Below are 24,691 nucleotides of genomic sequence, written 5' to 3'. Positions count from 1 at the left end.
GATGCGTCGCGATGCCGATCAGCCCGGGCCACCCATGCCTGCCGAGGCGATCCGCACGACCTGCCCCTATTGCGGCGTCGGCTGCGGCGTTCTCGCGACACCGGATGGGCGCGGCGGTGCGACCATCGCGGGCGATCCGTCCCATCCCGCCAATCTCGGCCGGCTCTGCTCCAAGGGGGCGGCACTGGGCGAAACGCTAGGCCTCGACTCGCGCGTGCTGCATCCGCTGCGCCGCACCGCAACCGGCGGCTATGAGCGCGTCAGCTGGGATGTGGCCTTGGACGCGGTCGCCGATGGGCTGAAAGGCGTCATCGCCGCTCATGGGCAGGACGCGGTCGCCTTCTATCTCTCCGGGCAGCTCCTGACCGAGGACTACTACCTCGCCAACAAGCTGATGAAGGGCTTCATTGGCTCGCCCCATGTCGACACCAATTCGCGGCTTTGCATGGCCTCGACCGTCGCCGGTCAGCGCCGCGTCTTTGGCTCTGATACCGTGCCGGGCAGCTATGAGGATCTCGACCGGGCCGATCTGATCGTCCTCGTCGGCTCGAATGCCGCCTGGTGCCACCCGGTCCTGTTCCGCCGCATGCAGCAGAACCGGGCGCAGCGCGGCGCCCGCATCGTCGTCATCGACCCGCGCGCGACCGCCACGAGCGAAGACGTGGATAGGGTGCTGCGGCTGGCGCCCGGCTCTGACACGCTGCTCTTTGCCGGTCTGCTGGTCCATCTCGCCGATCACGGCCTGACCGATGCGGACTACCTCGCCTGCCATGTCGAGGGCTATGAAGCCGCCCTCACCAATGCCCGCGAGATCGCGCCCTCGTTGGCGGCGGTCGCGCGCGGGACGGGGCTCGACGAGACCGAGATCGCCGCCTTCTACGCGCTCTGGAGCGAGACGCCGGCCGTCGTCACCGCCTGGAGCCAGGGCGTCAACCAGTCGGCGCAGGGCACCGACAAGGTCGCGGCGATCCTGCACTGCCACCTGGCGGCGGGCCGCATCGGCAAGCCGGGCAGCGGACCCTTCTCGCTCACCGGCCAGCCCAACGCGATGGGCGGCCGCGAGGTCGGGGGGCTGGCCAATATGCTGGCCGCCCATATGGGCTATGCCCCGGCGGAGATCGACCGCGTCCAGCGCTTCTGGAATGCGCCCCGGATGGCGCAGGCCGAGGGCCTGAAGGCCGTCGCGATGATGGAGGCGGTCGAGGCCGGGCGCATCCGCGCGCTCTGGGTGATGGCGACCAACCCGGCTGTCTCGCTGCCCCGGGCCGACCGGGTCCGCGCGGCGCTCTCCGGGCTCGACCTCTTCGTCGTCTCGGAGAACGTGCTCTCCAACGACACGCTCTCGGCGAAGCCGCATCTCATCCTGCCGGCGGCCGCCTGGGGCGAGAAGGACGGCACGGTCACCAATTCCGAGCGCCGCATCTCGCGCCAGCGTGCCTTCTTGCTACTGCCAGGCGAGGTCAGGCCGGATTGGTGGATTATCGCGCAGGTCGCGCAGCGTCTGGGCTTCGCGGACGCCTTCGCCCATGCCGGCCCGGCCGCAATCTATGCCGAGCATGCCGCGCTCTCGGCCTTCGAGAATGAGGGCCGCCGCGATTTCGACATCGGCGCCCATGCGGGTCTGACGAAGCGCGCCTATGACGCACTCCAGCCTGTGCAATGGCCGGCCCCCGCCGCCCGGCCGCTCGGCACGCCGCGCCTCTTCGCCGAAGGCGGCTTCTTCACGGCGGATGGCCGCGCCCGGATGGTGCCGCTCGCCACCCCGGCGCTTGCCAGTGCTGCGAGCGAAGCCATGCCGCTGCTGCTCAATACGGGGCGCCTGCGCGATCACTGGCACACGATGACGCGCACTGGCCTCAGCCCCCGGCTCAGCGCTCACAGCGCCGAGCCATCCGTCCAGATCCATCCTGAGGATGCGCGCCGCTACGCTCTGACAGAGGGCGGCTTCGCCCGTATCGCCAACGCCCATGGCAGCGTCGTGCTGAAGGTCGCGCTCGATCCCGGCATGACGCGCGGGTCGCTCTTCGCACCGATCCACTGGTCGGCGGAGACCGCTTCTCATGCTCGCATTGGTGCGGCCGTCCAGGCTGTCTGCGATCCCTGGTCCGGCCAGCCGGAGATGAAGGCGACGCCGTCATCGGTCGAGCCTGTGACCTATGCCGCGCAGGGTTTCGTGCTGTCGCGCGAAGACTTTATGCTGCCCGAGGGCAGCTGGTGGTCAAGGCTCGCGGTCGAGGGCGGCGAGGCGCGGCTCTTCGCGACGGATGCCGGGCCGGCCGAATTGATGGCCGCCGTCAGGGCCCGCTTCGAAGAGGCGGACCTGACCGAGATGGTCGACATGGCCGGCGGCGCCTATCGCTGCGCCGTCATCCGCGACGGCCGGCTGCTGGCTGCCCTGTTCCTTGCCCCCTTCGGCGGCTTGCCGCTCTGGGACAGCATGAAACGCGCCTTCGCTGATCACGCGGCGCTGCCGGACAATCGCCTCGCGCTGCTAGCCGGGCGCAGCCTTGACGGCGCGGCCGATGCCGGCCCGACCGTCTGCGCCTGTTTCGGCGTCGGCCTCGCGGCGATCCGCGCCGCCTTCGCCGGAGGCGCGGCAAGCCCCGACGAGATCGGCCGACAGCTCAAGGCGGGTACCAATTGCGGCTCCTGCCTCCCCGAAATCCGCCGCATCGGCGCGCAGGCGCGCGCCACGATCGCGGCATGAAGCCCTCGCGATGCGACAACCAGAGGAGAATCTGATGGGTCGGGCCGTCCTGAAGGAAGTGGAGACGGGCGCGACGGTGGTTGCGTTGCCGGGCGCCAAGCCCGGCGTGGTGGCGCTGCCGGCGCCCGCCCGCAAGCCGCTGTCGGCCAGGCTGCTGCCCTGGCTCAGGGCGATCCTCGTCAATGTGCTGCCGCCGCTGGTGACGGTCGCGCTGATCGCACTGTTCTGGCAGATCGCGGCCTCGGGCCCGCAATCTTCGCTGCCGCCGCCGACCAAGATCTGGGAGGAGGCGAAGGATCTCATCGTCGAACCGTTCTACTGGGCGGGCTCGCAGGATATTGGCCTCGGCTGGCGCATCCTGGTCTCGCTTCAGCGCGTCGCCATCGGCTTCAGCCTCGCTGCGATCGTCGGCGTGCTGCTCGGCGCGCTCGTCGGCCAGTCGGTCTGGGCGATGCGGGGGCTCGATCCGGTCTTCCAGGTGCTGCGCACCGTGCCGCCACTGGCCTGGCTGCCGCTCTCGCTCGCGGCCTTCCGCGACAGCCAGCCCTCGGCGATCTTCGTAATCTTCATCACCGCGATCTGGCCGGTGATCATCAACACGGCCGTCGGCATCCGCAACATCCCGCAGGACTACCGCAACGTCGCGCAGGTGCTACGGCTGAACCAGGTCGAGTTCTTCTTCAAGATCATGGTGCCCTCGGCGGCGCCTTACATCTTCACGGGGCTGCGCATCGGGGTCGGCCTGTCCTGGCTCGCCATCGTCGCGGCCGAAATGCTGACCGGCGGCGTCGGTATCGGCTTCTTCATCTGGGACGCGTGGAATTCCTCGCGCCTGTCCGACATCATCGTGGCGCTCGTCTACATCGGCGTGGTCGGCTTCCTGCTCGACCGCCTGGTCGCCTTCGTCGGCGCGATCGTCACCCGCGGCACGCTCGTCAACTGAGGAGGATCGACCGATGAGCTATCTCAAGATCGACCATGTCGACAAAACCTTCCAGCGCGGCGCGACCTCGACCCCCGTCCTCAAGGACATCAGCCTCGAGATCGAGAAGGGCGAATACGTCTCCGTGATCGGCCATTCCGGCTGTGGCAAGTCGACCCTGCTCAACATCATCGCGGGGCTGACGCCGATCACGAGCGGCGCGGTCCTGCTCGAAGGCCGGGAGGTCCGCGATCCCGGCCCCGAGCGCGCCGTGGTCTTCCAGAACCACTCGCTGCTGCCCTGGCTCACCGTCTACGACAATGTCGCGCTGGCCGTGAACAAGGTCTTCGGCGGCCGCAAGTCGAAGGCCGAGCGGCATGACTGGATCCTGCACAATCTCGACCTCGTCCAGATGGGGCACGCGAAGGACAAGCGCCCGGCCGAGATCTCCGGCGGCATGAAGCAGCGCGTCGGAATCGCGCGCGGCCTCTCGATGGAGCCGAAGATCCTGCTGCTGGACGAGCCCTTCGGGGCGCTCGACGCGCTGACCCGGGCGCATCTGCAGGATTCGATCATGCAGATTCACGCCACGCTCGGGAACACGATGATCATGATCACCCATGACGTCGACGAGGCGGTGCTGCTCTCGGACCGCATCGTGATGATGACCAACGGCCCCTCCGCCCGCATCGGCGAGGTGCTCGACGTTCGGCTCGCGCGGCCTCGCAAGCGGCTCGATCTGGTCTCCGACCGGACCTACATCGCCGCCCGCGAGGCGGTGCTGAAGTTCCTCTACGAGCGCCACCGCTTCGTCGATGCGGCGTGAGCCCTTGATGCCACCCTCCGCGTCATCCCGGACGCAGCTCCAGGATCCATTATAGGGCGCCGTCGAGCCCTCCGATGGATCCCGGGTCAAGCCCGGGATGACGGCTCAGTGTGGGGAGACGGGATCACCCCACGACCCGGAAAAGCAAAACCATGAGCGACGACTTCACCCCCGAGCAGAAGCGCTATCTCGAAGGCTTCATGTCCGGCATGCAGTCCGCCCGCACAGCGCGTGGCCTGGGCCCGCTCGGCGGTGGGGCGACTCCCGCGGCCGCGCCGTCAGGTCCCGATCGCGAGCATCTGGAGGCGCAGGCGCGCCAGGTCGCTGACGGCGGCAAGCTCGTCGACCAGGAGAAATGGAAAGCGGCCGAACATCCCTTCGACGCCTATGCCCGCTTCAAGCAGCAGGCGGGGACTGGCACTTATCCCAAGCCGGACGACAATTTCCGCTGGCGCTATCACGGGCTCTTCTACGTAGCGCCCGCGCAGAACAGCTATATGTGCCGCCTGCGCATTCCCAACGGCATTCTGACCGCCTGGCAGTTCGAGGGCGTCGCCGATCTCGCCGAGCGCCTGGGCGGCGGCTACAGCCATGTCACCACTCGCGCCAATCTCCAGGTTCGCGAGATCACGGCCGAGAACGGGCCGGCCTTCCTCGAAGGGCTCGTCGATCTCGGCCTGACCGCAAAGGGCTCTGGCGCCGACAACATCCGCAACGTCACGGGCTCGGCCACCGCCGGCATCGACCCGCTCGAACTGCTCGACACGCGGCCCCACGCCCGTGCCTGGCACCATCACATCCTCAACAACCGCTCGCTCTACGGCCTGCCGCGCAAGTTCAATGTCGCTTTCGATGGCGCCGGCTCGATCGCGACGCTGGAGGACACCAACGATATCGGCTTCCAGGCGATCGAGGTGCTGGAGGGCGCCAGCTTCGAGGGACAGCCCGTGGCGCCCGGCATCTGGTATCGCCTCGCGCTCGGCGGCATCACCGGCCACAAGGACCTCGCTCGCGACACCGGTGTCGTCGTCGCGCCCGCGGATGCGGTTGCCGTCTCGGACGCGATCCTGCGCGTCTTCATCGCCAATGGCGACCGCACCGACCGCAACCGCTCACGGCTGAAATACGTGCTCGACGCCTGGGGCTTCGAGCGCTTCCTCGCCGCCGTCGAGGAGAAGCTAGGGCGGCGCCTGATCCGGGTCGAGACCGCCTTCGTCGCACCGCGGCCGGTCTATGACCGGCTCGCCCATATCGGAGTCCACCGCCAGCTCCAGCCGGGCCTCAACTGGGTCGGCGTGGCGCTGCCCGTCGGCAAGCTCACCGTCGCCCAAATGCGGGTCATCGCCTGCGTCGCGCGCCAATGCGGCGATGGCGACATCCGCCTGACCGTCTGGCAGAACCTGCTGATCTCCGGCGTGCCGGATGCGAAGGTCGACGACGTGCTGGCCCATCTCCAGGCGGCCGGGCTCTCGGCCGAGACCTCGATCCTGCGCGCCGGGCTGATCGCCTGCACCGGCGCGACGGGGTGCAAATTCGCCGGCGCCTACACCAAGGAGGATGCGCTCGCGATCGCCGCGCATTGCGAGCCGCGGATCACGCTGGATACGCCCGTTAACATCCACCTCACCGGCTGCCACAACTCCTGCGCCCAGCACTATATCGGCGATCTCGGCCTGATCGGCGCCAAGGTCCCGGTCGGGGAGGAGGGTGACACGGTCCCGGGCTACCATGTCTTCGTGGGTGGCGGCTTCGGCATCGAGGGCGGCATCGGCCGCGAGTTTCGCACGAATGTGAAGGCGGAGGAGGCGCCGGCTGTGGTCGAGGCGATCCTGCGCACCTGGCAGACGCACCGCGCCGCGCCCGACGAGAGCTTCGTCGCCTTCGCCCGCCGCCACGAGATCGGAGCGCTGCAGGCGCTCGTCGCGCAGACGGGAGACGCGGCATGACCATCCAGACCGCCAGCCCCATCGTCCAGGTCCTGCCCGAGACCGCGCCCTTCAGCGAGGAACAGCGCTCCTGGCTGAACGGCTTCTTCGCGGGGCTGCTCTCACTCGACAATGCCGGCGTCACCGCACTGTCTCCGGCGCAGAACGCCGCCGTGATGGGCCAGGCCGAGGATGATGGCGCGCCCTGGCACGATCCCTCGATGGAACTGCCCGAGCGAATGCAGCTCGCGCAGGGCAAGCCTCTCCCGCGCCGGCTCTTCGCCGCCATGGCCCAGCAGGATTGCGGCCAGTGCGGCTATCTCTGCGAGACCTATTCGGCGGCGATCGCCTCGGGCGCCGAGGCAAGGCTCAATCTCTGCGCGCCGGGCGGCAAGGATACGCTGCGCCAGGTCAAGGCGCTGATGGAGGAAGGGGGCGCGGTTGCTCCTGCGGCTTCTGCGACGGACGTGCCCGCGCCCGCCACGCTCGGCCCGCTGGGGCGTTGCCGCGAGAACCCGGCCCTCGCCACCTTCCTCTCCCGCCGCAAGCTCAATGGCGAGGGCTCGCAGAAGGAGACCTGGCATGTCGAGTTCGACCTCTCGGGCTGCGGGCTCGACTATGTGGTGGGGGATGCCTTCGGCGTCGTCGCGCAGAACGATCCGCGCCTGGCCGACGCCGTCATTGCCCTGCTCGGCGCCCGACCCGATGCGATCGTGAATGGCAAGACTCTTCGCGGGGCGCTGATCTCGGACGTTGCACTCGGCCCCGCGCCCGACGCGCTGTTCCAGCTGATCTCCTACGTCACCGGCGGCGAGACCCGAACAAAGGCGAAGCGGCTGGCGGCCGGCGAGGACCCTGATGGCGATCTCGACCGGCTCGACGTGCTCGGCACGCTCCACAAATTCGCCCATGCCAGGCTTTCGCCTGAAGCCTTCGTCGAGGCGCTCGATCCACTGCAGCCGCGCCTCTATTCGATCTCGTCCTCCCACAACGCCACGCCGGGTCGCGTCTCGCTGACGGTGGATGCCGTGCGCTATCGCATCGGCACGCGCCCACGCTGGGGCGTCGCCTCGACCTTCCTGGCCGAACGCGTCGAGCCCGGCGAGACGGTGCCGGTCTATGTCCAGCGCGCGCATGGCTTCGGCCTGCCGGCCAATCCGGATACGCCGATCATCATGTGCGGACCGGGCACCGGCATCGCGCCGTTCCGCGCCTTCCTGCACGACCGGCGGGCGACGAAGGCGCCGGGCCGCAACTGGCTGTTCTTCGGCCATCAGCGCCGCGCCAGCGATTTCTTCTACGAGGATGAGCTGAGCGCGATGAAGCAGGAGGGCCTGCTGACCAACCTGACGCTTGCCTGGTCGCGCGACGGCGACGAGAAGATCTATGTCCAGGACCGCATGCGCGAGCGCGGCGCCGAACTCTTCGCCTGGCTGGAGCAGGGCGCGCATTTCTATGTGTGCGGCGACGCCAAGCGCATGGCGAAGGACGTCGAGCGCGCCATGGTCGATGTCGTCGCCGCGCATGGCCAGCGCTCGGCCGAGGAGGCGGTGGCCTATGTCGCGGCGCTCCGGAAGGCGGAACGCTACCAGGCCGACGTCTACTGAGAGCGGGGCCGGCTGGCAGAGGGCGCCCGTGCTGTGTCACGGTGCCGTCATCCCGACGTTCCAAGGGCGGGGATCGTCCGCAGGCGCGGCCATGGGGGATTCGGTGTCGATCGCGATCAGGGGTGGGCAGGTTCTGCTCGAAGGTCTCGAGCGCTGCGATCTTTATCTGGAAGACGGCCGGATCGCCGATATTGACGGCGTCGGCGAAGCTTCGTTGACGCTCGACGCCACCGGGCTTCTGGTCCTGCCCGGCCTCGTCGATTGCCATGGCGACGCCTTCGAGCGTCACATCATGCCGCGGCCGCGCGTCGCCTTCGACATCGACCTTGCTCTGAGGGATGCCGACCGGGCCCTGCTCGCCAATGGCATCACCACTGCCTTTCACGGCGTCACCTGGTCCTGGGAGCCGGGTCTGCGCGGGGCGGAGAACGCCCGGGCTCTGGCCGAGGCGATCGCGCGGCTGCAGCCGGAACTGGGCGCCGACACACGTTTCCACCTGCGCCACGAGACCTTCAACCTCGAGGCCGAGCCGCAGATCCTCGCCTGGCTGGCGCAGGGCCGCATCGCCGTGCTCGCCTTCAACGATCATACCGAAGGCACGCTGAAGGCCCGCCACCGGCCCGACAAGATCGGCAAGATGGTCGAGCGCACGGGCCTGACCACGGAGGCCTTCATGGCGCTGGTCGAGACCGTCTATGCCCGCAAATCCGAGGTCGAGGGCTCGATCACGCGGCTTGCCGCGGCGGCGCGCGCGGCCGGCGTGACGATGTTCTCCCATGACGACATGACGCCCGAAATGCGCGCCTCGTACCGGTCGCTCGGCGTCGCCGTCGCTGAATTCCCGATCGATGAGGCGACCGCGCGCGAGGCGGCAGCCCATGGGGAGGCCATCGTCTTCGGCGCGCCCAATGTCGTGCGCGGCGGCTCGCATACGGGCTGCCCCAGCGCCGAGGAGATGGTGCGCGCCGGCCTCTGCACCATCCTGGCGTCGGACTATTACTATCCGGCGCTGGCGCTCGCGCCGTTCCTGCTGGCGCGCAGCGGTGCGGCCTCCTTCGCCGAGGCCTGGGCGCTGGTCTCGCATGCGCCGGCTCAGGCGCTGGGGCTCCACGACCGCGGCGTCATCGCGCCGGGCAAGCGCGCCGATCTCGTCCTCGTCGAGGAAGGCCCCCAGCCCCGCATCGTCGCGACCATCGCCGGCGGCCGGCTGGTCCACCTGGCCGATCAGCGCCTGCTCGGCTGAGGGGCCCGGTTCCGTCCGGAACTTTCGCCGGCTGCACCGATTGTAGACCCGTCGAGATCGGGAGCGGTGCCATGGCGTTGCTGGAAAAGGATGAGGCCCCGGTTCGCCTGAAGCGCGCCACGGCCACGGACCTCGGCATCACCCGTCATCGCGCCGGCAAGGGCTTCAGCTATCGCGATCGTGAGGGACAGCGCGTCACCGATGCGGCGACGCTTGCCCGGATCCGATCGCTCGCCATCCCCCCGGCCTATGTCGATGTCCGCATCGCAGCCGACCCGCGCGCCCATCTCCAGGCGGTCGGCCATGACGAGGCCGGTCGCGTCCAGCATCGCTATCATCCCGGCTGGGAGAAGGTGCGCGAGCGGCGCAAGCTGAAGCGCCTGAAATGCCTGCTCGATGCCCTGCCGAAACTGCGCGCGGCGATCGCCCGCGACCTAAAGGACAGGCAGCTTACGCGCGACAAGGCGCTGGCCTGCGCGGCGGCGATCATCGACCGCTGCCATATCCGCGTCGGCAACGAGACCTATGCCCGCACCAATGGCAGCCATGGCGCGTCCACCCTGCTCAAGCGCCATGCCCGCGTCACCGGCAACCGCGTCGAACTGTCCTTCAAGGGCAAAAGCGGCAAGCAGATCGCCTGCGACCACACGGATCCGACACTGGCACGCGCCCTCGCACGGCTGATGACCCTCCCGGGCAAACGCCTGCTGCAGTACCGGCGCGAGGATGGCGCCATCGCCGAGGTCAGGGCGAGCGAGATCAACGCCTACCTCAAGCGCGTCAGCGGCCTGCCGGTCAGCGCCAAGGATTTGCGCATGCTCGCCGCCAATGCGGCGGCGGCCGAGCTGTTGCTGGCGGGCGAGGTGATCGCGACCGAGACGGGCAAGAAGCGTCAGCTCGCCGACATCATGCGCGCCATCTCGGAGCGGCTGGTCAACACGCCGGCCGTCGTCCGCAAGAGTTATGTCCATGCTATCGTGCTGCGCGCCTATGCGACCGGCCGGCTCAAGCGTTGCTACGAGAAGGCCAAGGCCCGCGGCGCCTGCACGCGGATCGAGCGCGCGCTCGGGCTGGTCGCGGCCTGATCCTGCGGGCGGCCGCCACAGGTGCATCGCGACGGATTTTCCGCTAGTCAGCCGCCATGACCGCCCTTTCGCCCGAGCTGCTGCGCTTTTCCGTCGCGCCGATGATGGACTGGACCGACCGGCATTGCCGCGTCATCCACCGCCTGATGTCGCGCCGGGCGCGGCTCTATACCGAAATGGTGACGGCGCAGGCCGTGATCCGCGGCGACCGCCAGCGACTGATCGGCTTCGACGCGGTCGAGCATCCGGTCGCGCTGCAACTCGGCGGCAACGATCCCGTGCTTCTGGCGCAGGCCGCCCGGATCGGCGCCGATTTCGGCTATGACGAGATCAACCTCAACTGCGGCTGCCCCTCCGACCGCGTCCAGGGCGGGGCCTTCGGGGCCTGCCTGATGCGCGAGCCGGCGCTGGTCGGAGACTGCGTTGCGGCCATGAAGGCGGCGGTTGCGATCCCCGTCACGGTGAAGTGTCGCATCGGCGTCGACGATCAGGACCCGGAAGCAGCGCTTGATGCGTTGACGCAGGCGGTCACGGCGGCGGGCGTCGATGGGCTGATCGTCCATGCCCGCAAGGCCTGGCTGCAGGGGCTCTCGCCCAAGGAGAACCGCGAGATCCCGCCGCTCGACCATGACCGCGCCTACCGGCTGAAGGCGGCCCATCCCGCTCTGCCGGTCGCCATCAATGGCGGCATCCGCGCACCGGGGGAATGGGCGGGCCATCTGGCGCATCTCGACGGCGTCATGATCGGTCGCGAGGCCTATCAGAACCCGGAAATCCTGCTGCGCGTCGATCCGCTACTCTTTGGAGAGGACGCGCCGGTTGCGGACGCCTTCGCCATGCTGGAGGCGCTGGAGCCGCATCTCGCGCGCCATCTCGATGCCGGCGGCCGGCTGCATGCCTTCACGCGCCATCTCGTTGGCCTGTTTCCCGGCCGGCCAGGCGCGCGCCAGTTCCGCCGCCATCTCGCCGAGCATTGCGTCGCGGTCGGCGCAGGGCTGGCCGATCTGCGCGCGGCGATCGCCCATGTCTCCCGGCACGACGCCGAGCGCGCGGCCTGAGGAGGCAAGATGATGGCCGAGGCGCCTTCCGACACCGAGATCGGCCGCCGCGTGGCCGACAGCTTCGGCAAGCAGGGCTTCATGACGACGCTGGGCGCGCGGCTCCTGCGCGTCGCGCCGGGCGAGGTCGAGATCGAACTGCCGGTCGGCCCGCAGGTCTCGCAGCAGCATGGTTTCGTGCATGCCGGTGCGGTCGCGGCCATCGCCGATTCCGCCTGCGGCTACGCGGCGCTGACGCAGATGCCGGCGGGGGCGGGCGTGCTGACCGCCGAGTTCAAGATCAACCTGCTGGCGCCCGCTGCCGGCGAAAAGCTCATTGCGCGGGGTCGCGTGGTGAAGGCGGGACGGACGCTGACGCTCGCTCTCGCCGAGGTCTTCGCGGTCCGGGACGGAGCAGAGAAGCTTTGCGCCATGCTCACCGCCACCTGCATGGCGGTCGGCGGGCGCGAGGGCGTGTCGGATTGACGCGGCTGCGCGACTTGACGCTTATAGCGGACCTTAGGTAACTTAACGCGATGGTTAAGTTGGAGTCGTCGCAGCTGGACCGGACCTTCGCGGCTCTGTCCGATCCGACGCGCCGGGCCCTGCTCGCGCGCCTCGAGGGCGAGGAAGCGGTCTCGGTCAGCGAACTGGCGCGGCCTTTCGCGATGTCGCTGCCGGCGGTGATGAAGCATCTCGACGTGCTGTCGGATGCCGGGCTGATCACGCGGACGAAGGCGGGCCGCACCGTCTCCTGCCGTCTCAATGCCGACCCGATGGAGGAGGCGATGGGCTGGCTCGCACGCTATCAGCGGTTCTGGACGCAGCGCCTCGATGCTCTGGAGGCGATGCTGGAGGCGCGCCGCAAGGCCCCCACAGAGGCCGAGTGAGCGCAGCCCCGAGAGAGGACCGGCCATGGACGAGTCCGTCGCGACCACGCCGAGCCTGACGATCAAGCGCCGGCTGAACGCCACGCCGGCGGAAATTTTCGAGGCCTGGACCGATCCGACGCTGCTGATGCAGTGGTTCGGGCCGGAAAACGTCGTGACGCAGGAGGTCTCGGTCGACCCCCGTGTCGGCGGCGGGTTCCGCGTGGTGATGCTGGAGGATACCGGCGAGCGCCACGAGGTTTCCGGCACCTATTACGAGGTCGTCGCGAACAAGAAGCTGGTCTTCTCCTGGTCATGGATCACGACGCCCGAGCGCGTCTCGCGGGTGATCGTCACCTTCAAGCCCGATGGCGCGGGCACGATCCTGACCCTGCTGCACGAGCAGCTCTTCGACGAGCAGGCGGTCAAGGGCCACACCCATGGCTGGACCGGCTCGCTGGCCAAGCTGGAGGCGCTGTTCGCCTGACGACCGGCCCGGCTCTACGCTGGGCCGGTCGCAGTGTCGTTCTCAGCCCGGCCCGGCGCCCTGCGTGCCCAGATAGAGCGCGTAGATCGACTGGCTCGCGGCCATGAACAGCCGGTTCCGCTTCGGCCCACCGAAGCAGATGTTGCCGCAGACCTCCGGCAGGCGAATGCGGCCGATCAGCTTGCCGGCAGGGTTGAAGACGTTGACGCCGTTGTAGCCGACATTGCGCCCGGCATTGGACGAGGCCCAGAGATTGCCCTCGACATCGCAGCGTAAGCCATCGGGCCCGCAATTCACGCCGTCGAACATGCAGTCCGAGAACACCCGCCCATTGCTGAGCTTGTTGTCGGCGCCGACATCGAAGACATGGATGTCGCCTTTGCCGCCCGTCCCGGTATCGCCCGGTCCCTTGCCGGTCGAGGCGATGTAGAGCCGCTTGAAGTCGGGCGAGAAGCACAGGCCGTTGGGGTCCGGCACCTGCGATTCCGGCACGACGAGCTCGACGCGGCCGCTCGGGTCGAGGCGGTAGGTGTTGGTCGGCAGTTCGCGCTTGGCGAGCCCGATGCCCGGTGGCTGGCCCAGCCGCGGATTGATCTTGCCGTTGGCGTTGCTCGGCCCGCCCGGTGCGTCGGGTGCGCCCTCGTAGAGCTGGCCGCCATAGGGCGGATCGGTGAACCAGTAGCTGCCGTCGGGATGGGCGACGATGTCGTTTGGCGAGTTCAGCTTCTTGCCGTCGAAAGAATCCGCCAGCACCGTCGCCGAGCCGTCGAGCTCGTAGCGCACGACGCGGCGGTTCAGGTGCTCGCAGGAGAGCTGCCGGCCCTGGAAATCGAAGCTGTTGCCGTTGCTGTTGCCGGACGGCGCGCGGAAGACGCTGACATGGCCGTCATCCTCGATCCAGCGCATCTGGCGGTTGCGCGGGATGTCGCTCCAGACGAGGTACTGGCCCTGGGCGTTCCAGGCCGGCCCCTCGACCCAAAGGCCGCCGGTCCAGATCCGCTGGATCGCGGCATTGGGCTGCGCCAGCCCGTTGAAGGCGGGATCGACGGCGATCACGTCCGGGTCCCAGAAATAGGTCGTCGGCGCGCCCTGGCGGCTGAAGTCGCGGGGCGGGCTGGTGACGGTCGTCGGTGGGGATGGCCGGTTCGCGGTGGATTGGGCGAAAGCCGGCCCGGTGGCGGCGGCAAGCGCTCCGAGCCCTGCGGCGTGGATCAGGCGGCGCCGCGACAGGATCGCAGGCTGCGTCTCGGTGGGATCGTGGTCGTGAACAGTAGGGTCTGTCATCGCTTTATCCTCCCAGATGATGGTTGCTGTCCGGCTTGGTGCCGGCATCGGTTCGTTGTGACGGTCTCCTCTGGTCGTTCGCCCGCGACGGGCGGACGAGACGCAGATCATCAGCGGGACGGGCCGGGGTCGAGCGGCGCCGGCGTGGGGGCCGCCGTGCAAAGCGAGCATGGAGCAGGGCTCTCCGCGGCACCCGTCTTGCTGGGTCCTGGACACGGCGCGGGCGCGGCTGTCGGATCATCGCTGCATATCGGCTCCGCCCTGCCGTGCTTGCTCCGGCGCCGGAAATCCCCCACAGCAGCCTCCCCTGTCTCGGAACGCTGTCATGCTTGCTGGAATTCCCGTCGGCGACCTCGTCTTCCTCGCCATCTCGCTGGTCGCAGCGGGGGCCGTCACCGGCCTGCTCGCGGGCGTCTTCGGCGTCGGCGGCGGCGCGGTTATCGTGCCGATCCTCTACGAGGTCTTCCGCGTCATCGGCGTGCCCGAGGATGTCCGCATGCCGCTCTGCGTCGGCACCTCGCTGGCGGTCATCATCCCGACCTCGATCCGCTCCTTTAACGCCCATCGCGCCAAGGGCATGGTCGACATGTCGATCCTGAAGATCTGGGCGGTCCCCGTGGTCCTCGGCGTCATCGTCGGCAGCTACATCGCCCGCTTCGCGCCTGCCGACCTGTTCAAGATCATCTTCGTCATCGTCGCGATCTTCAGCGCGCTGCGCCTGCTCTTCGCCTCCGACCGCTGGCAGCTTGGCACGGAGATGCCGGGCAAGGTGCTGATGACGATCTATGGCGGCGTCATCGGCGTGCTTTCGGCGCTGATGGGCATCGGCGGCGGCCAGCTTTCCAGCCTGTTCATGACCTTCTATGGCCGCCCGATCCACCAGGCAGTCGCGACCTCGTCGGGGCTTGGCGTGCTGATCTCGATCCCCGGCGCGCTCGGCTTCATCTATGCCGGCTGGCCGAAGATGGACGTGCTGCCGCCGCTCTCGCTCGGCTATGTCTCGCTGATCGGCTTCATTCTGTTCATCCCGACCTCGATCTGGACGGCGCCGATCGGTGCGCGCCTCGCCCACCGGCTGTCGAAGCGCAAGCTCGAGGTCGTCTTCGGCCTGTTCCTGCTGATCGTTGCTGCCCGCTTCATCTGGTCGCTGGTGGTCTGACAGACCGCGCGTTGACGCCGCGCCTCAGGCCTTGCGGGTCGTCTGGCTCAGCAGCCGCGCCATGATCGCGCGGCGCTCCGTCTCGCTCAGGCTGCTCCAGCGCCCGATCTCGTCGAGCGAGCGTCCGCAGCCGAGGCAGTGCCGGGTTGCAGGGTCGAGCTGGCAGAGTTTGACGCAGGGCGAGGAGATCGCAGTCATGCGGCGCCGGTCCAGGACATTCCCGCATTGAGCAGCAGCGCAAAGCCGAGATAAAGCGCGATCTCGTCGCACTGCTGCGTCGCGCCGGCGATATCCCCAGTCTGCCCGCCGATCAGCCGCCGGCACAGCCGCGTGACGAGTGCGGCGTTGAGTGCGGTCAGCACCAGCCCCAGCAGAAGCGCGCGCAGCGGCAATCCGGCGACGAGACAGAAGCTCAGTGCCAGCACGAGGCCAATGACGTAGGCGAGCCCGGCGGTCAGTCGTGTCGGCCGCCCGACCGCGGCCGACGCCCCATGGGCGCGGGCGGGCGCCATCATGGCGAGAAGCCGCACGCCCGACAGCCGCGACAGGATCGCGGCCATTAGGAAGACGGCTGAGGCCGCGACGGGCCCGGCGCGGTCGATAACGAGGGCCAGCGCCGTGACCCGCAGCAGCAGCGCAAGCCCCATCGCCAGTGCGCCATAGCTGCCGAGCCGGCTGTCCTTCATGATCTCCAGACGCCGCTCGACGTTGCGCCCGCCGAACAGCCCATCGGCTGCGTCCGCGAGCCCGTCTTCATGCAGAGCGCCGGTCGTGATCGCGAGCGTCGCGATGGCGAGCGTGGCCGAGAGCAGCCCGCCGAGCCCGGCGGCTCCGGCTCCGGCCAGGACCAGCCCGGCCGGAAGGGCGATGACCAGCGCCGCGAAGGGCAGGGCGCGCGGCACGGTGCGAAAATCGGGTGCGGCATGGGGATCCGCCTCGCCGGGCAGGGCCGGGACCGGCAGGCGGGAATAGAACCGGATGCAGATCGCTGTGGCGATAGCCCAGCCCGGCCACGCTGGCTCGGCGCCCGCTGGCGGCACAGGCGCGGCCTGCGGCGGCGCGGCATCCCTGTCCTCGATTGTCTTCATCCGCTGCAGCCTATAGCAGCAGCGGCAACCGCGGGGCCATCGCCGAAGCGCCGCCGCCTGTCCTTAGCCACAGAGTCCGCCATGGCCGTTTCTGGATTGCCCTTCGACGACATCCGCGAACTGATCGCCGCGATGCCCGGCCCCGACATGGCGGCCGCGAACATGGTGCGCGCCCGCGACAAGGAGCTGACCAAGCCCGCCGGCAGCCTCGGCCGCATGGAGGAGATCGCCGAATGGCTCGCCGCCTGGCAGGGCAAGGGCAAGCCTTCGGTCGACCGTCCGCTGGTCTGCGTCTTCGCCGGCAATCACGGCGTCGTGGCGCAGGGCGTCTCGGCCTTTCCGCAGGCGGTGACGCGCCAGATGCTGGAGAACTTCGCCGCCGGTGGCGCCGCGATCAACCAGATCTGCGCCGCCTTCGATCTCGGCTTCAAGGTCTTCGATCTCGCCCTCGATCTGCCGACGGGCGATTTCACCCAAGGCGATGCGCTCGACGAGCGCGCCTGCGTCGCCACCATGGCCTTCGGCATGGAAGCGCTGGTCGGCGGCACGGATCTGCTCTGCCTCGGCGAGATGGGCATCGGCAACACCACCTCGGCGGCGGCGATCTATGCCGCGCTCTATGGCGGCGACGCCGCCTTCTGGTGCGGCCGCGGCACGGGGCTGGACGATGACGGCCTGAAGCGGAAGATCGCCGCGGTCGAGGCCGGCATCGCGCTGCACCGGGCCCATCTCAAGGACCCGCTCGAGGTGCTGCGTCGGCTCGGCGGGCGCGAGGTCGCGGCCATCTGCGGCGCCATCATCGCCGCCCGCTCGCAGCGCATTCCCGTGATCCTCGACGGCTATGTGGTGACGGCCGCTGCCGCCATCCTGCACGCGATCGAGCCCTCCGCGATCGACCACTGCATCGCCGGCCATCTCTCGGCCGAGGGCGCCCATGCGCAGGTGCTGGCGACGCTCGGCAAGGCGCCGCTGCTGGCGCTCGACATGCGGCTGGGCGAAGGCTCGGGCGCCGCTCTCGCCGCCAGCCTCGTGAAGGCGGCGGCTGCGATCCACAACGGCATGGCGACCTTCGCGCAGGCGGGGGTCACGGGGAAGGATCAGGCCTCGTAGCTCGTCCTCAGCCCAGCCCGCTCGGCGTGGCGCTCCTGCGCTAGCTCGACCAGCCGCGTCAGCAGCGCGGGGTAGGGCATGCCCGAAGCTTCCATCATCTTCGGATACATGCTGATCGCGGTGAAGCCCGGCAGCGTGTTGATCTCGTTGAAGAAGAAGGCCCCGCTCTGGCGGTCGAGGAAGAAGTCGACGCGCGCCAGCCCGCTGCAGTCGAGCGCAACGAAGGCGTCGATCGCCAGCTGCCGCACGCGCGCCATCTGCGCGTCGTCGAGCTTCGCCGGCAGGTCGACGCTGGCGCCGTCTTGGTCGATGTACTTCGCCTCGTAGGAGTAGAACTCGTGCTGCGGGCCGGCGTTGAGCTCGCTGGCGACGCTCGCCACCGGTGGCTCGCCGTCGAGGACGGCCACCTCGATCTCGCGGGCGTCGATGCCCTGCTCGATGAGGACCTTGAGATCGTATTCGAAGGCGTCCGCCAGCGCGGCGTCGAGATCCTCCCAGCGCTTCACTTTGTGCACGCCGACGCTGGAGCCCATGTTGCAGGGCTTGACGAAGACCGGCAGCGTTAGCCCTGCGCGGGCGGCCTGCGTTGCCGCAGCAGGGTCCCGGCGATAGTCGCGCCGCGCAACCGCGAAATAGGGCGCGACGGGCAGGCCCGCCAGGGCCGCCAACCGCTTGGCAATGTCCTTGTGCATCGAGACCGCCGAACCGAGCACGCCCGAGCCGACATAGGCTGCGCCTGCGAGTTCGAGCAGGCCCTGCAGCGATCCGTCCTCGCAGAGCGGGCCGTGGATCACCGGGAAGACGACGTCCACCGGGGCGATCGCTGAGGCATCGGCGTTGCTCGGCAGGATCGCGGTGCGCCCATCCGCCTGCGGCTCGAGGCGGATCGCCGGCGAGTCCGAGGGGATCGGCAGGCTCTCGGTGTTGGCGGCCTCGATCCGGCGCAGATCATGGCACTGCCAGCGGCCTTCCTTGTCGATGCTCACCGGCACCGGCTCGAAGCGCTCGCGGTCGAGATAGCGCAGCACGGACGCCGCGGACTTCAGCGAGACCTCATGCTCGCCCGACTTGCCGCCATAGAGCACCGCGACGCGCGTTTTCCGGTTCATGATCGAACAATCCGAGAGGGAGGAGAGACAGAGAGCGTGGGCGGCGCGGAAACGGGTGTCGACGAGAGCTGTGGCACGATTCGGGCAGCGGTCACGCGGCCCGCGTCTGCGGTTCGGGCAGGGCTGCGAGCGTGTCCATGACGCGCACCGGCGGCAGCGTGACCGTCACCTCGGTGCCGGCGCGGGGCTTGGACTTCAGGTTGAAGCCGCCGCCATGAAGGTCGACCAGCCCCTTGACGATCGGCAGGCCAAGGCCCGAGCCCTGTTCGGCCGTCTTGATCGCGAGCGAACCGCGCCCGAAGGTCTGCAGCACGATCGGGATCTCGTCCTCGGGGATACCGGGGCCTGTATCGGCGATGGAGACATACTGCCCGCCATTGGCCGTCCAGCCGACCTTGATGGTGATCTCGCCGCCAGGCGGGGTGAACTTGATCGCGTTCGAGAGGATGTTGAGGACGACCTGGCGTATCGCGCGTTCGTCGGCCCAGACCTTGGGCAGATCGGGCTCCACCGCCTCGCGGATCGTCTGGCTCTTCGCCTTTGCGCGCAGGTTGAGCATGTGCCGGCAGTCCTCGGCGATGTCGGCGAGCGAGAGCGCCTCCTCATGCAGCTCGTATTTGCCGGCCTCGATGCGCGACAGGTCGAGGATCTCGTTGATCAGCTCGAGCAGATGCTGGCCGGAGCCGTGGATGTCGCCCGAATACTCCTTGTAGGCCGCGTTGGCATGGGCGCCGAAGACCTCGTTCTTCATCACCTCGGAGAAACCGAGGATGGCGTTGAGCGGCGTGCGCAGCTCGTGGCTCATCGTCGCCAGGAAGCGCGATTTGGCCAGATTGGCCTCTTCCGCCTTGCGCCGGGCCTCGTCCGAATTGGCGTTGGCGGTTTCGAGCTCGGCGATCAGCGCGTCCTTCTCGGCTCGGAACGCGATCGTGGAGACCGAGCTGGCATAGAGGCGGTTGGCGAGGAAGACGAAGAAGAGCTGGGCGGCGGCCGCCATCACCGCGGTCGTCAGGCTGTCCATGTCGGTGCGCCCCCAGAAGAAGGCGGCGATGCCGATCATGATGGGCACGATGCCGGCATAGACCGCCATCGGGATCGAGGCGGCCAGCATGACCGTGAGCGCGCTGACGATGAGCAGCGTCGTGGTGACGAAGACCTTGGCGCCCGGTGCATCAACCTGTGCGAAGATCACCAGCATCATCGTCCAGGCGATGCCGTTGAAGCCCTCGGCAACGGCGAAGGCGCGCCGCCAGCGCTGGATCGCAACCCCGTCCGTCGGTTCGGAGAGAAAACGCCGGCTCATCACGACGATGAGCATCGTCGCCAGCAGCACCGCGCCGACCCAGGGCGTGACCTTGTAGACGGGCACCCAGAGGCAGGCTGCGGCGGCGATCGTGAGCACGAGCACGAGCGTGCCGACCGAGCCGTTCATCCGGTATTCGGCGAAGACGCGCAGCAATTCGTTGTCGAAGGCGCGTTCGAGGCCCGTCGAGGAGGTCAGCCGCTCGCGCACCGACTTCACCTCGCGGGTGACGAGCTTGCGGCGTGCGACAGCCGTCGGGTCTGGCCCGCGCCCGCGCTGCACCTGTTCGGCCGTCACTTCCGCCATGATCGAGAAACGCGACATCCTCTACCGGTGCACGGAGTGCGCGCCGGGTCTGCCATCATGGTCGGCAAATCGTTAAGCTCTTCCTGATGGCGCGCTTCGGATTCCCCCGTTGGAAGGATGGCCCCCTCGGCTGGCGGCGGGTCGGCCGCCCGGTCGACATCGTCGTGGCGCTGGGGCTGCTCGGATTGCTCGCCATCGCGGGTGCCGTCCTCCAGTACCGCCTCGGCCCCGCCCGCTCGCTCGTCGGGGTCGCCCGCGCCATCGACGGCGACTCGCTGCGGCTCGCCGGCGAGGAATTGCGGCTTCAGGGGCTCGACGCGCCCGAATTCCGCCAGACCTGCACCGACCCTGCGGGGCGGACGGTGGAGTGCGGCCGCGCATCCCGTCGCGCGCTGGAGGTGCTCTTGGCGCGCGGCCTCGTCACCTGCGAGATCGGCCGGATCGACCGCTATGGCCGGGGCCTGGCCCAGTGCCGGCAGGGCGAGACCGATATCAACGCGACGCTGGTGCGCGACGGCCATGCCGTCGCCTATGGCGGCTATCGCAGCGAGGAGGCGCAGGCCCAGGCGGCTGGGCGGGGGCTCTGGGCGTTGCGCTTCGAGCGGCCCGAGACCTGGCGGCGGATGCACCCGCACTGACGAACGCCATAGAACCATCACGAAACGGCTGGAAAGGAATTGACCGGTCCGCCTTCGGCATGGTCGGGTCGCGCGGCGACGGGAGAGGATGTCGATGAAGCTTTATGACGGCGGGCGGGCCCCCAATCCGCGCAGGGTGCGGATTTTCTTCGCCGAGAAGGGCGTGCCGCTGCCCGAGCTCGTGCCGGTCGACATGGGCAAGCGCGAGCACAAGAGCGAGGCCTTCACCAAGCTCAACCCCGCGCAGCGCCTGCCGGTCCTCGTCCTGGAGGATGGCACCGCGCTGGCCGAAACGATTGCGATCTGCCGCTACATCGAGAGCCTGCACCCGCAGCCGCCGCTCTTCGGACGCGATGCGCGCGAGCAGGCCCTGGTGGAGATGTGGAACCGGCGCATCGAGCTGGGTCTCTTTGCCGCCGTGGCAGCGGTGTTCCGCCACTCCCATCCCTCGATGGCCGAACTCGAGACGCAGGTGCCCGAATGGGCCGAGGCCAATCGCGAGCAGATCGACGACCATCTCTGGCTGCTCGAGCTTCAGCTCGCCGGCAGCCGCTTCGTCTGTGGCGAGGACCTGACCGTCGCCGATATCACGGCCGGCATCGCGATCGACTTCATGAAGCCCTCGCGCATTCCGCTTCCGGAGGATTTCGTGCAGATCCGGCGCTGGCATGCGGAGCTGACCGCACGACCGAGCTGGAAGGCCTGATGCGGAGCGGCCTTCTCCTGCTGGCGGCGCTGGCGGCGCTGCATGGACCGGCGCGGGCGGTCGAGCGTCTCGACGGCGATACCATCAAGCGCGCCTTCGAGGGCAACACCGTCAGCGGCCGCTACACCAATGGCGGCTTCTTCACCGAGTTTCATGATCCCGACGGCCGCGCGCTCGGCCACAATGGCTGGCAGCCCAACCGCGACGCCTGCTGGACCACGCGGGGCGACCAGGTCTGCTATTATTATGGCCCGCAGAGCGACCGCACGGTGCATTGCTTCACCGTGGAGCTGAATCGCGATCTCTACATCCTCCGCAACGCCGGCAACGGCCAGATCAACGCGCTGGCTTCCGTCGAGCCGGGCAATCCGCGCAAGCACGGCGACAATGGCGAGTCCTGGTATTGCGACGGCCTGATCTCGAAGGCCCCGGAGGTTCCGATGACGCGGCGGCGCGTGGCGGCGCGCTGATGCTGGCGGCCACGGTTTGTCTCGCCCTCCTCGCCGGGCTGGCATCAGTCGAGGTCGCGATTGCCGCCGAGCGGCTGGACGGCGAGGCGATCCGCCGTGCCTTCGAGGGCAACACCGTCGCAGGCCGCTATGCCGGCACCAACCACCCCTTCAGCGAGCATCACCATCAGGACGGCCGTGCCACGGGCCATAATCGCGGGGTCCCCAACACCGATGCGTGCTGGACGACCATGGCCGATTCCGTCTGCTACTATTACGGACCGCGCGAGACCCGCAGGACCTACTGCTTCACGGTCGAGCGGAGCGAGCGGCTCTACATCCTGCGCCGCCAGCCGGGCGGCGAAATCAACGCCATGGGGACCGTCGCGCCGGGCGATCCGGACGGAGCCAGCGCCGGCTCGCCGAACTGGAGCTGCGACGGGCTGATCTCGTCGGTGCCAGGCGCCACGCATCTCGCCAGCCGATGACGGTGGGAGAGGAGCTGGACGAACTGCTGCGGGACCTGCGGGCCTGCCGTTTGTGCCGGGACGCACCCTTGCGCGGGCCGCCGCTGCCACATGAGCCGCGCCCGGTCATCCAGGCCTCAGCCACCGCCAGGCTGTGCATCGCCGGGCAGGCGCCGGGCACACGCGTTCATGCCAGCGGCCGTCCCTTCACCGATCCGTCCGGCGTGCGGCTGCGCCAGTGGCTGGGCCTCGACGAGGCCCACTTCTACGATGCGAGCAAGATCGCCATCGTGCCGATGGGCCATTGCTTCCCCGGGCTCGACGCCAAGGGCGGCGACCTGCCGCCCCGGGCCGAGTGCGCACCGCTGTGGCGGGGCCGGGTGTTCGACGCACTGCCTTCGATCGAGCTCGTTCTCGCGATCGGGCAGTATGCGCAGACCTGGCATCTGGGCGCGGAGCGGGGAACGACCCTCTCGCAGACCGTGGCACAGTGGCGGGCCATCCTCGACCGGCCGGTCCAGCCCCGTGTCATTCCACTGCCGCACCCGTCCTGGCGCAACAATGGCTGGCTGCGGCGACATCCCTGGTTCGAGGACGAGCTTTTGCCGGTGCTGCGCCACGAAGTCGCGCGGCTGGTGGCGTAAGCGGGCGCGCGCGTCGCGACCGGCGTCAGCGGTAGTTGTAGCTGCCTGATTCCAGCCCGCGATCGACCTGTCCCCGGACGCGAAGCACGGTGCGGACCGGCCCCACAGCGGATTCGCCGCGCCCTTCGAGCTGAACCAGCGCACCGGCCGAGGTGCCGTATCCGCTGCGCGAACTCTTCCCCATGTCCATCCGCACGGATCCGCCGACGCGAACGCAGGAGGTCGAGCCGTTGATCCGCACGAAGCCGGGGCCGTATTCGGGGCAGGGACGCGTCGCGCCTGCATCAACCCGCGCGGGCTTGGCGCGCTCCTTGGCGGGGCCGCGGCCGGGCAGGGGCTCGCCGATCGACTGCGACTGCGCCGCTGCTGCGGTCAGCAGAAGAGCGAGGGCCGTGGCGGTTGCGCGGATCATGGGCTCGGTCCGAGGTTGACGGATCTGGCAGGCTCGCCCGACAACAAGGCGGCGCTGTGGCACGACCCTAACGCGGACGCCTGAATCGGAAAACCCCGGCCTCGCGACCGGGGTGTGGGGTCAGTTGGGCCGCGCAGCGGCCGGTCGCTCCTTGTCAGAGCTGATTGGCCGCGCGCGCGCGGATCAGGAAGTTGTCGTAGGTGTATTCGGCGATCTGGAACCAGAGATATTCGTCGTTCCGGAAGGCCGACATCGCCTCGTAGACCTTCTTGAAGTCGGGATTCTTGGCCGCGGTTTCGGCATAGACCTCCTTCGAGGCCTTCAGGCAGGCTTCGAGGATCTCCTGCGAGAACGGCCGCAGCTGCGCGCCGGCGCCCACGAGACGCTTGAGCGCGCCCGGGTTGCGGGCGTCGTACTTCGCCTGCATGTCGAGATTGGCGAGGCCGGCTGCCGTGGTCAGGATCGACTTGTAGACCTTGGGCAGGGCCTCCCACTTCGCCGTGTTGAGGAAGAAGTGCAGTGAGGCACCACCCTCCCACCAGCCCGGATAGTAGTAGAACGGCGCGACCTTGTTGAAGCCGAGCTTCTCGTCATCCGCCGGGCCGACCCATTCGGCCGCGTCGATCGTGCCCTTCTCCAGCGCGGGATAGATGTCGCCACCGGCGATCTGCTGCGGCACCACGCCGAGCTTGGCCATCACCTGCCCGGCAAAGCCGCCGATGCGCATCTTGACGCCCTGCAGGTCGGCGACGGTCTTGATCTCCTTGCGGAACCAGCCGCCCATCTGGCAGCCGGTGTTGCCGCCGGGCAGCGCGTAGATGTTGTATTTCTTGTAGAATTCGTTGAGCAGCTCGTTGCCGCCGCCATGGTAGAACCAGGCGTTCTGCTGGCGGGCGTTCAGGCCGAACGGAACCGCCGTGCCGAAGGCGAAGGTCGGATCCTTGCCGACATAGTAATACGACGCGGTGTGGCACATCTCGACGGTGCCGTTGGTGACGGCGTCGGAGGCCTGCAGGCCGGGCACGATCTCGCCGGCCGCGAAGACCTGGATCTGGAACTTGCCGTCCGTCGCTTCGGAAACCGCCTTCGCCAGCACCTCGGACGCGCCGTAGATCGTGTCGAGCGATTTGGGGAAGGAGGAGGTGACGCGCCAGCGGACCTCCGGCATCGCCTGCGCGATGGCCGGGCTGGCGATGGCTCCGGCGGCTGCGCCGGTGCCGGCCACCTTCAGAAATTGACGACGCGTCATCCCGGTCTCCTCCCCTGGAGCGTTTGGCGTGCCTGTTGGTCAGGCATCACGATCGCGTC

25 protein-coding genes are annotated in these 24,691 nt (G+C 68.8%); 18 read left to right on the top strand and 7 right to left on the bottom strand.

Features of this window, described 5'->3' with window-relative positions; translation table 11 throughout:
* Position 1 precedes the first annotated feature (1 nt).
* The 11 genes from ABIE41_RS21320 to ABIE41_RS21270 all read left to right on the top strand — a co-directional run bounded on the left by ABIE41_RS21320 (position 2) and on the right by ABIE41_RS21270 (position 12,708).
* Positions 2-2,707 carry a nitrate reductase gene (locus tag ABIE41_RS21320; protein WP_354193041.1) on the top strand — a complete coding sequence of 902 codons (2,706 nt, stop codon included), beginning with the start codon at positions 2-4 and terminating at the stop codon, positions 2,705-2,707.
* Between the two features lie 34 nt (positions 2,708-2,741).
* Positions 2,742-3,650, top strand: a complete 909-nt coding sequence (gene ntrB / locus ABIE41_RS21315) for a nitrate ABC transporter permease (RefSeq protein WP_192642233.1) — start codon at positions 2,742-2,744, stop codon at positions 3,648-3,650.
* Between the two features lie 13 nt (positions 3,651-3,663).
* On the top strand, positions 3,664-4,455 hold the full coding sequence (locus ABIE41_RS21310) for an ABC transporter ATP-binding protein (RefSeq protein WP_192642232.1): 792 nt from the start codon (positions 3,664-3,666) through the stop codon (positions 4,453-4,455).
* Positions 4,456-4,607: 152 nt separating this feature from the next.
* The gene (locus ABIE41_RS21305; protein ID WP_192642231.1) at positions 4,608-6,401 is read left to right on the top strand and encodes a NirA family protein; all 1,794 of its coding nucleotides are present in this window, start codon (positions 4,608-4,610) and stop codon (positions 6,399-6,401) included.
* Positions 6,398-7,987 carry a sulfite reductase subunit alpha gene (locus ABIE41_RS21300; RefSeq protein ID WP_192642230.1) on the top strand — a complete coding sequence of 530 codons (1,590 nt, stop codon included), beginning with the start codon at positions 6,398-6,400 and terminating at the stop codon, positions 7,985-7,987. Before ABIE41_RS21305 ends, ABIE41_RS21300 begins: the two co-directional genes overlap by 4 nt.
* A 91-nt stretch (positions 7,988-8,078) precedes the next feature.
* Positions 8,079-9,230 (top strand): alpha-D-ribose 1-methylphosphonate 5-triphosphate diphosphatase, encoded by a 1,152-nt coding sequence (locus tag ABIE41_RS21295; protein WP_192642229.1) that lies wholly within the window; start codon positions 8,079-8,081, stop codon positions 9,228-9,230.
* A 71-nt stretch (positions 9,231-9,301) separates the two neighbouring features.
* A complete protein-coding gene (locus tag ABIE41_RS21290) occupies positions 9,302-10,315 on the top strand; it encodes a DNA topoisomerase IB (protein WP_192642228.1) in 1,014 nt (337 codons plus the stop codon).
* A 56-nt stretch (positions 10,316-10,371) separates the two neighbouring features.
* Entirely contained in the window at positions 10,372-11,373 is a 1,002-nt protein-coding gene (dusA, locus tag ABIE41_RS21285) for a tRNA dihydrouridine(20/20a) synthase DusA (protein WP_192642227.1), read from the top strand.
* A gap of 9 nt (positions 11,374-11,382) precedes the next feature.
* A complete protein-coding gene (locus ABIE41_RS21280; RefSeq protein WP_354193036.1) occupies positions 11,383-11,838 on the top strand; it encodes a PaaI family thioesterase in 456 nt (151 codons plus the stop codon).
* Between the two features lie 50 nt (positions 11,839-11,888).
* Positions 11,889-12,242 carry an ArsR/SmtB family transcription factor gene (locus ABIE41_RS21275; RefSeq protein ID WP_192642225.1) on the top strand — a complete coding sequence of 118 codons (354 nt, stop codon included), beginning with the start codon at positions 11,889-11,891 and terminating at the stop codon, positions 12,240-12,242.
* A 25-nt stretch (positions 12,243-12,267) separates the two neighbouring features.
* Complete coding sequence (locus ABIE41_RS21270) at positions 12,268-12,708, top strand: SRPBCC family protein (RefSeq protein WP_192642224.1); 441 nt, start codon at positions 12,268-12,270, stop codon at positions 12,706-12,708.
* Between the two features lie 42 nt (positions 12,709-12,750).
* Here the strand turns inward: ABIE41_RS21270 and ABIE41_RS21265 are convergent, their stop codons facing one another.
* Complete coding sequence (locus ABIE41_RS21265) at positions 12,751-13,992, bottom strand: SMP-30/gluconolactonase/LRE family protein (protein WP_192642223.1); 1,242 nt, start codon at positions 13,990-13,992, stop codon at positions 12,751-12,753.
* A gap of 325 nt (positions 13,993-14,317) precedes the next feature.
* Here ABIE41_RS21265 and ABIE41_RS21260 point away from each other — a divergent pair, with 325 nt between their 5' ends.
* Entirely contained in the window at positions 14,318-15,151 is an 834-nt protein-coding gene (locus ABIE41_RS21260; RefSeq protein ID WP_192642222.1) for a sulfite exporter TauE/SafE family protein, read from the top strand.
* Positions 15,152-15,175: 24 nt separating this feature from the next.
* Here ABIE41_RS21260 and ABIE41_RS21255 read toward each other — a convergent pair whose 3' ends face one another.
* Positions 15,176-15,349 (bottom strand): DUF1289 domain-containing protein, encoded by a 174-nt coding sequence (locus tag ABIE41_RS21255; protein ID WP_192642221.1) that lies wholly within the window; start codon positions 15,347-15,349, stop codon positions 15,176-15,178.
* Complete coding sequence (locus tag ABIE41_RS21250) at positions 15,346-16,239, bottom strand: adenosylcobinamide-GDP ribazoletransferase (protein WP_192642220.1); 894 nt, start codon at positions 16,237-16,239, stop codon at positions 15,346-15,348. Before ABIE41_RS21250 ends, ABIE41_RS21255 begins: the two co-directional genes overlap by 4 nt.
* An 81-nt stretch (positions 16,240-16,320) precedes the next feature.
* Between ABIE41_RS21250 and cobT the strand changes: the two genes are divergently transcribed.
* Complete coding sequence (gene cobT / locus ABIE41_RS21245) at positions 16,321-17,349, top strand: nicotinate-nucleotide--dimethylbenzimidazole phosphoribosyltransferase (protein ID WP_192642219.1); 1,029 nt, start codon at positions 16,321-16,323, stop codon at positions 17,347-17,349.
* Here cobT and ABIE41_RS21240 read toward each other — a convergent pair.
* Positions 17,337-18,458, bottom strand: coding sequence for a D-alanine--D-alanine ligase family protein (locus ABIE41_RS21240; protein WP_192642218.1), 1,122 nt, complete (start codon positions 18,456-18,458; stop codon positions 17,337-17,339). The genes cobT and ABIE41_RS21240 overlap by 13 nt on opposite strands.
* Before the next feature lie 91 nt (positions 18,459-18,549).
* Entirely contained in the window at positions 18,550-20,067 is a 1,518-nt protein-coding gene (locus ABIE41_RS21235; RefSeq protein ID WP_192642901.1) for a sensor histidine kinase, read from the bottom strand.
* An 86-nt stretch (positions 20,068-20,153) separates the two neighbouring features.
* Between ABIE41_RS21235 and ABIE41_RS21230 the strand changes: the two genes are divergently transcribed.
* The 5 genes from ABIE41_RS21230 to ABIE41_RS21210 all read left to right on the top strand — a co-directional run bounded on the left by ABIE41_RS21230 (position 20,154) and on the right by ABIE41_RS21210 (position 22,971).
* Entirely contained in the window at positions 20,154-20,705 is a 552-nt protein-coding gene (locus ABIE41_RS21230; protein WP_192642217.1) for a thermonuclease family protein, read from the top strand.
* Between the two features lie 94 nt (positions 20,706-20,799).
* Complete coding sequence (locus ABIE41_RS21225) at positions 20,800-21,411, top strand: glutathione S-transferase family protein (RefSeq protein ID WP_192642216.1); 612 nt, start codon at positions 20,800-20,802, stop codon at positions 21,409-21,411.
* A complete protein-coding gene (locus tag ABIE41_RS21220) occupies positions 21,411-21,881 on the top strand; it encodes a hypothetical protein (RefSeq protein ID WP_192642215.1) in 471 nt (156 codons plus the stop codon). The genes ABIE41_RS21225 and ABIE41_RS21220 overlap by 1 nt, the downstream gene beginning before the upstream one ends.
* Complete coding sequence (locus ABIE41_RS21215; protein ID WP_192642214.1) at positions 21,881-22,348, top strand: hypothetical protein; 468 nt, start codon at positions 21,881-21,883, stop codon at positions 22,346-22,348. Before ABIE41_RS21220 ends, ABIE41_RS21215 begins: the two co-directional genes overlap by 1 nt.
* Complete coding sequence (locus ABIE41_RS21210; protein ID WP_192642213.1) at positions 22,345-22,971, top strand: uracil-DNA glycosylase family protein; 627 nt, start codon at positions 22,345-22,347, stop codon at positions 22,969-22,971. The genes ABIE41_RS21215 and ABIE41_RS21210 overlap by 4 nt, the downstream gene beginning before the upstream one ends.
* Before the next feature lie 25 nt (positions 22,972-22,996).
* Here ABIE41_RS21210 and ABIE41_RS21205 read toward each other — a convergent pair whose 3' ends face one another.
* Positions 22,997-23,383, bottom strand: a complete 387-nt coding sequence (locus ABIE41_RS21205; RefSeq protein ID WP_192642212.1) for a hypothetical protein — start codon at positions 23,381-23,383, stop codon at positions 22,997-22,999.
* 154 nt (positions 23,384-23,537) lie between these two features.
* Positions 23,538-24,632 (bottom strand): TRAP transporter substrate-binding protein, encoded by a 1,095-nt coding sequence (locus ABIE41_RS21200; RefSeq protein ID WP_192642211.1) that lies wholly within the window; start codon positions 24,630-24,632, stop codon positions 23,538-23,540.
* Between the last annotated feature and the right edge of the window lie 59 nt (positions 24,633-24,691).

Source organism: Bosea sp. OAE506, assembly GCF_040546595.1.
GTDB lineage: Bacteria > Pseudomonadota > Alphaproteobacteria > Rhizobiales > Beijerinckiaceae > Allobosea.
Note: the sequence above shows the minus strand (reverse complement) of the source record. Positions and strands in the feature narration are given on the sequence as shown.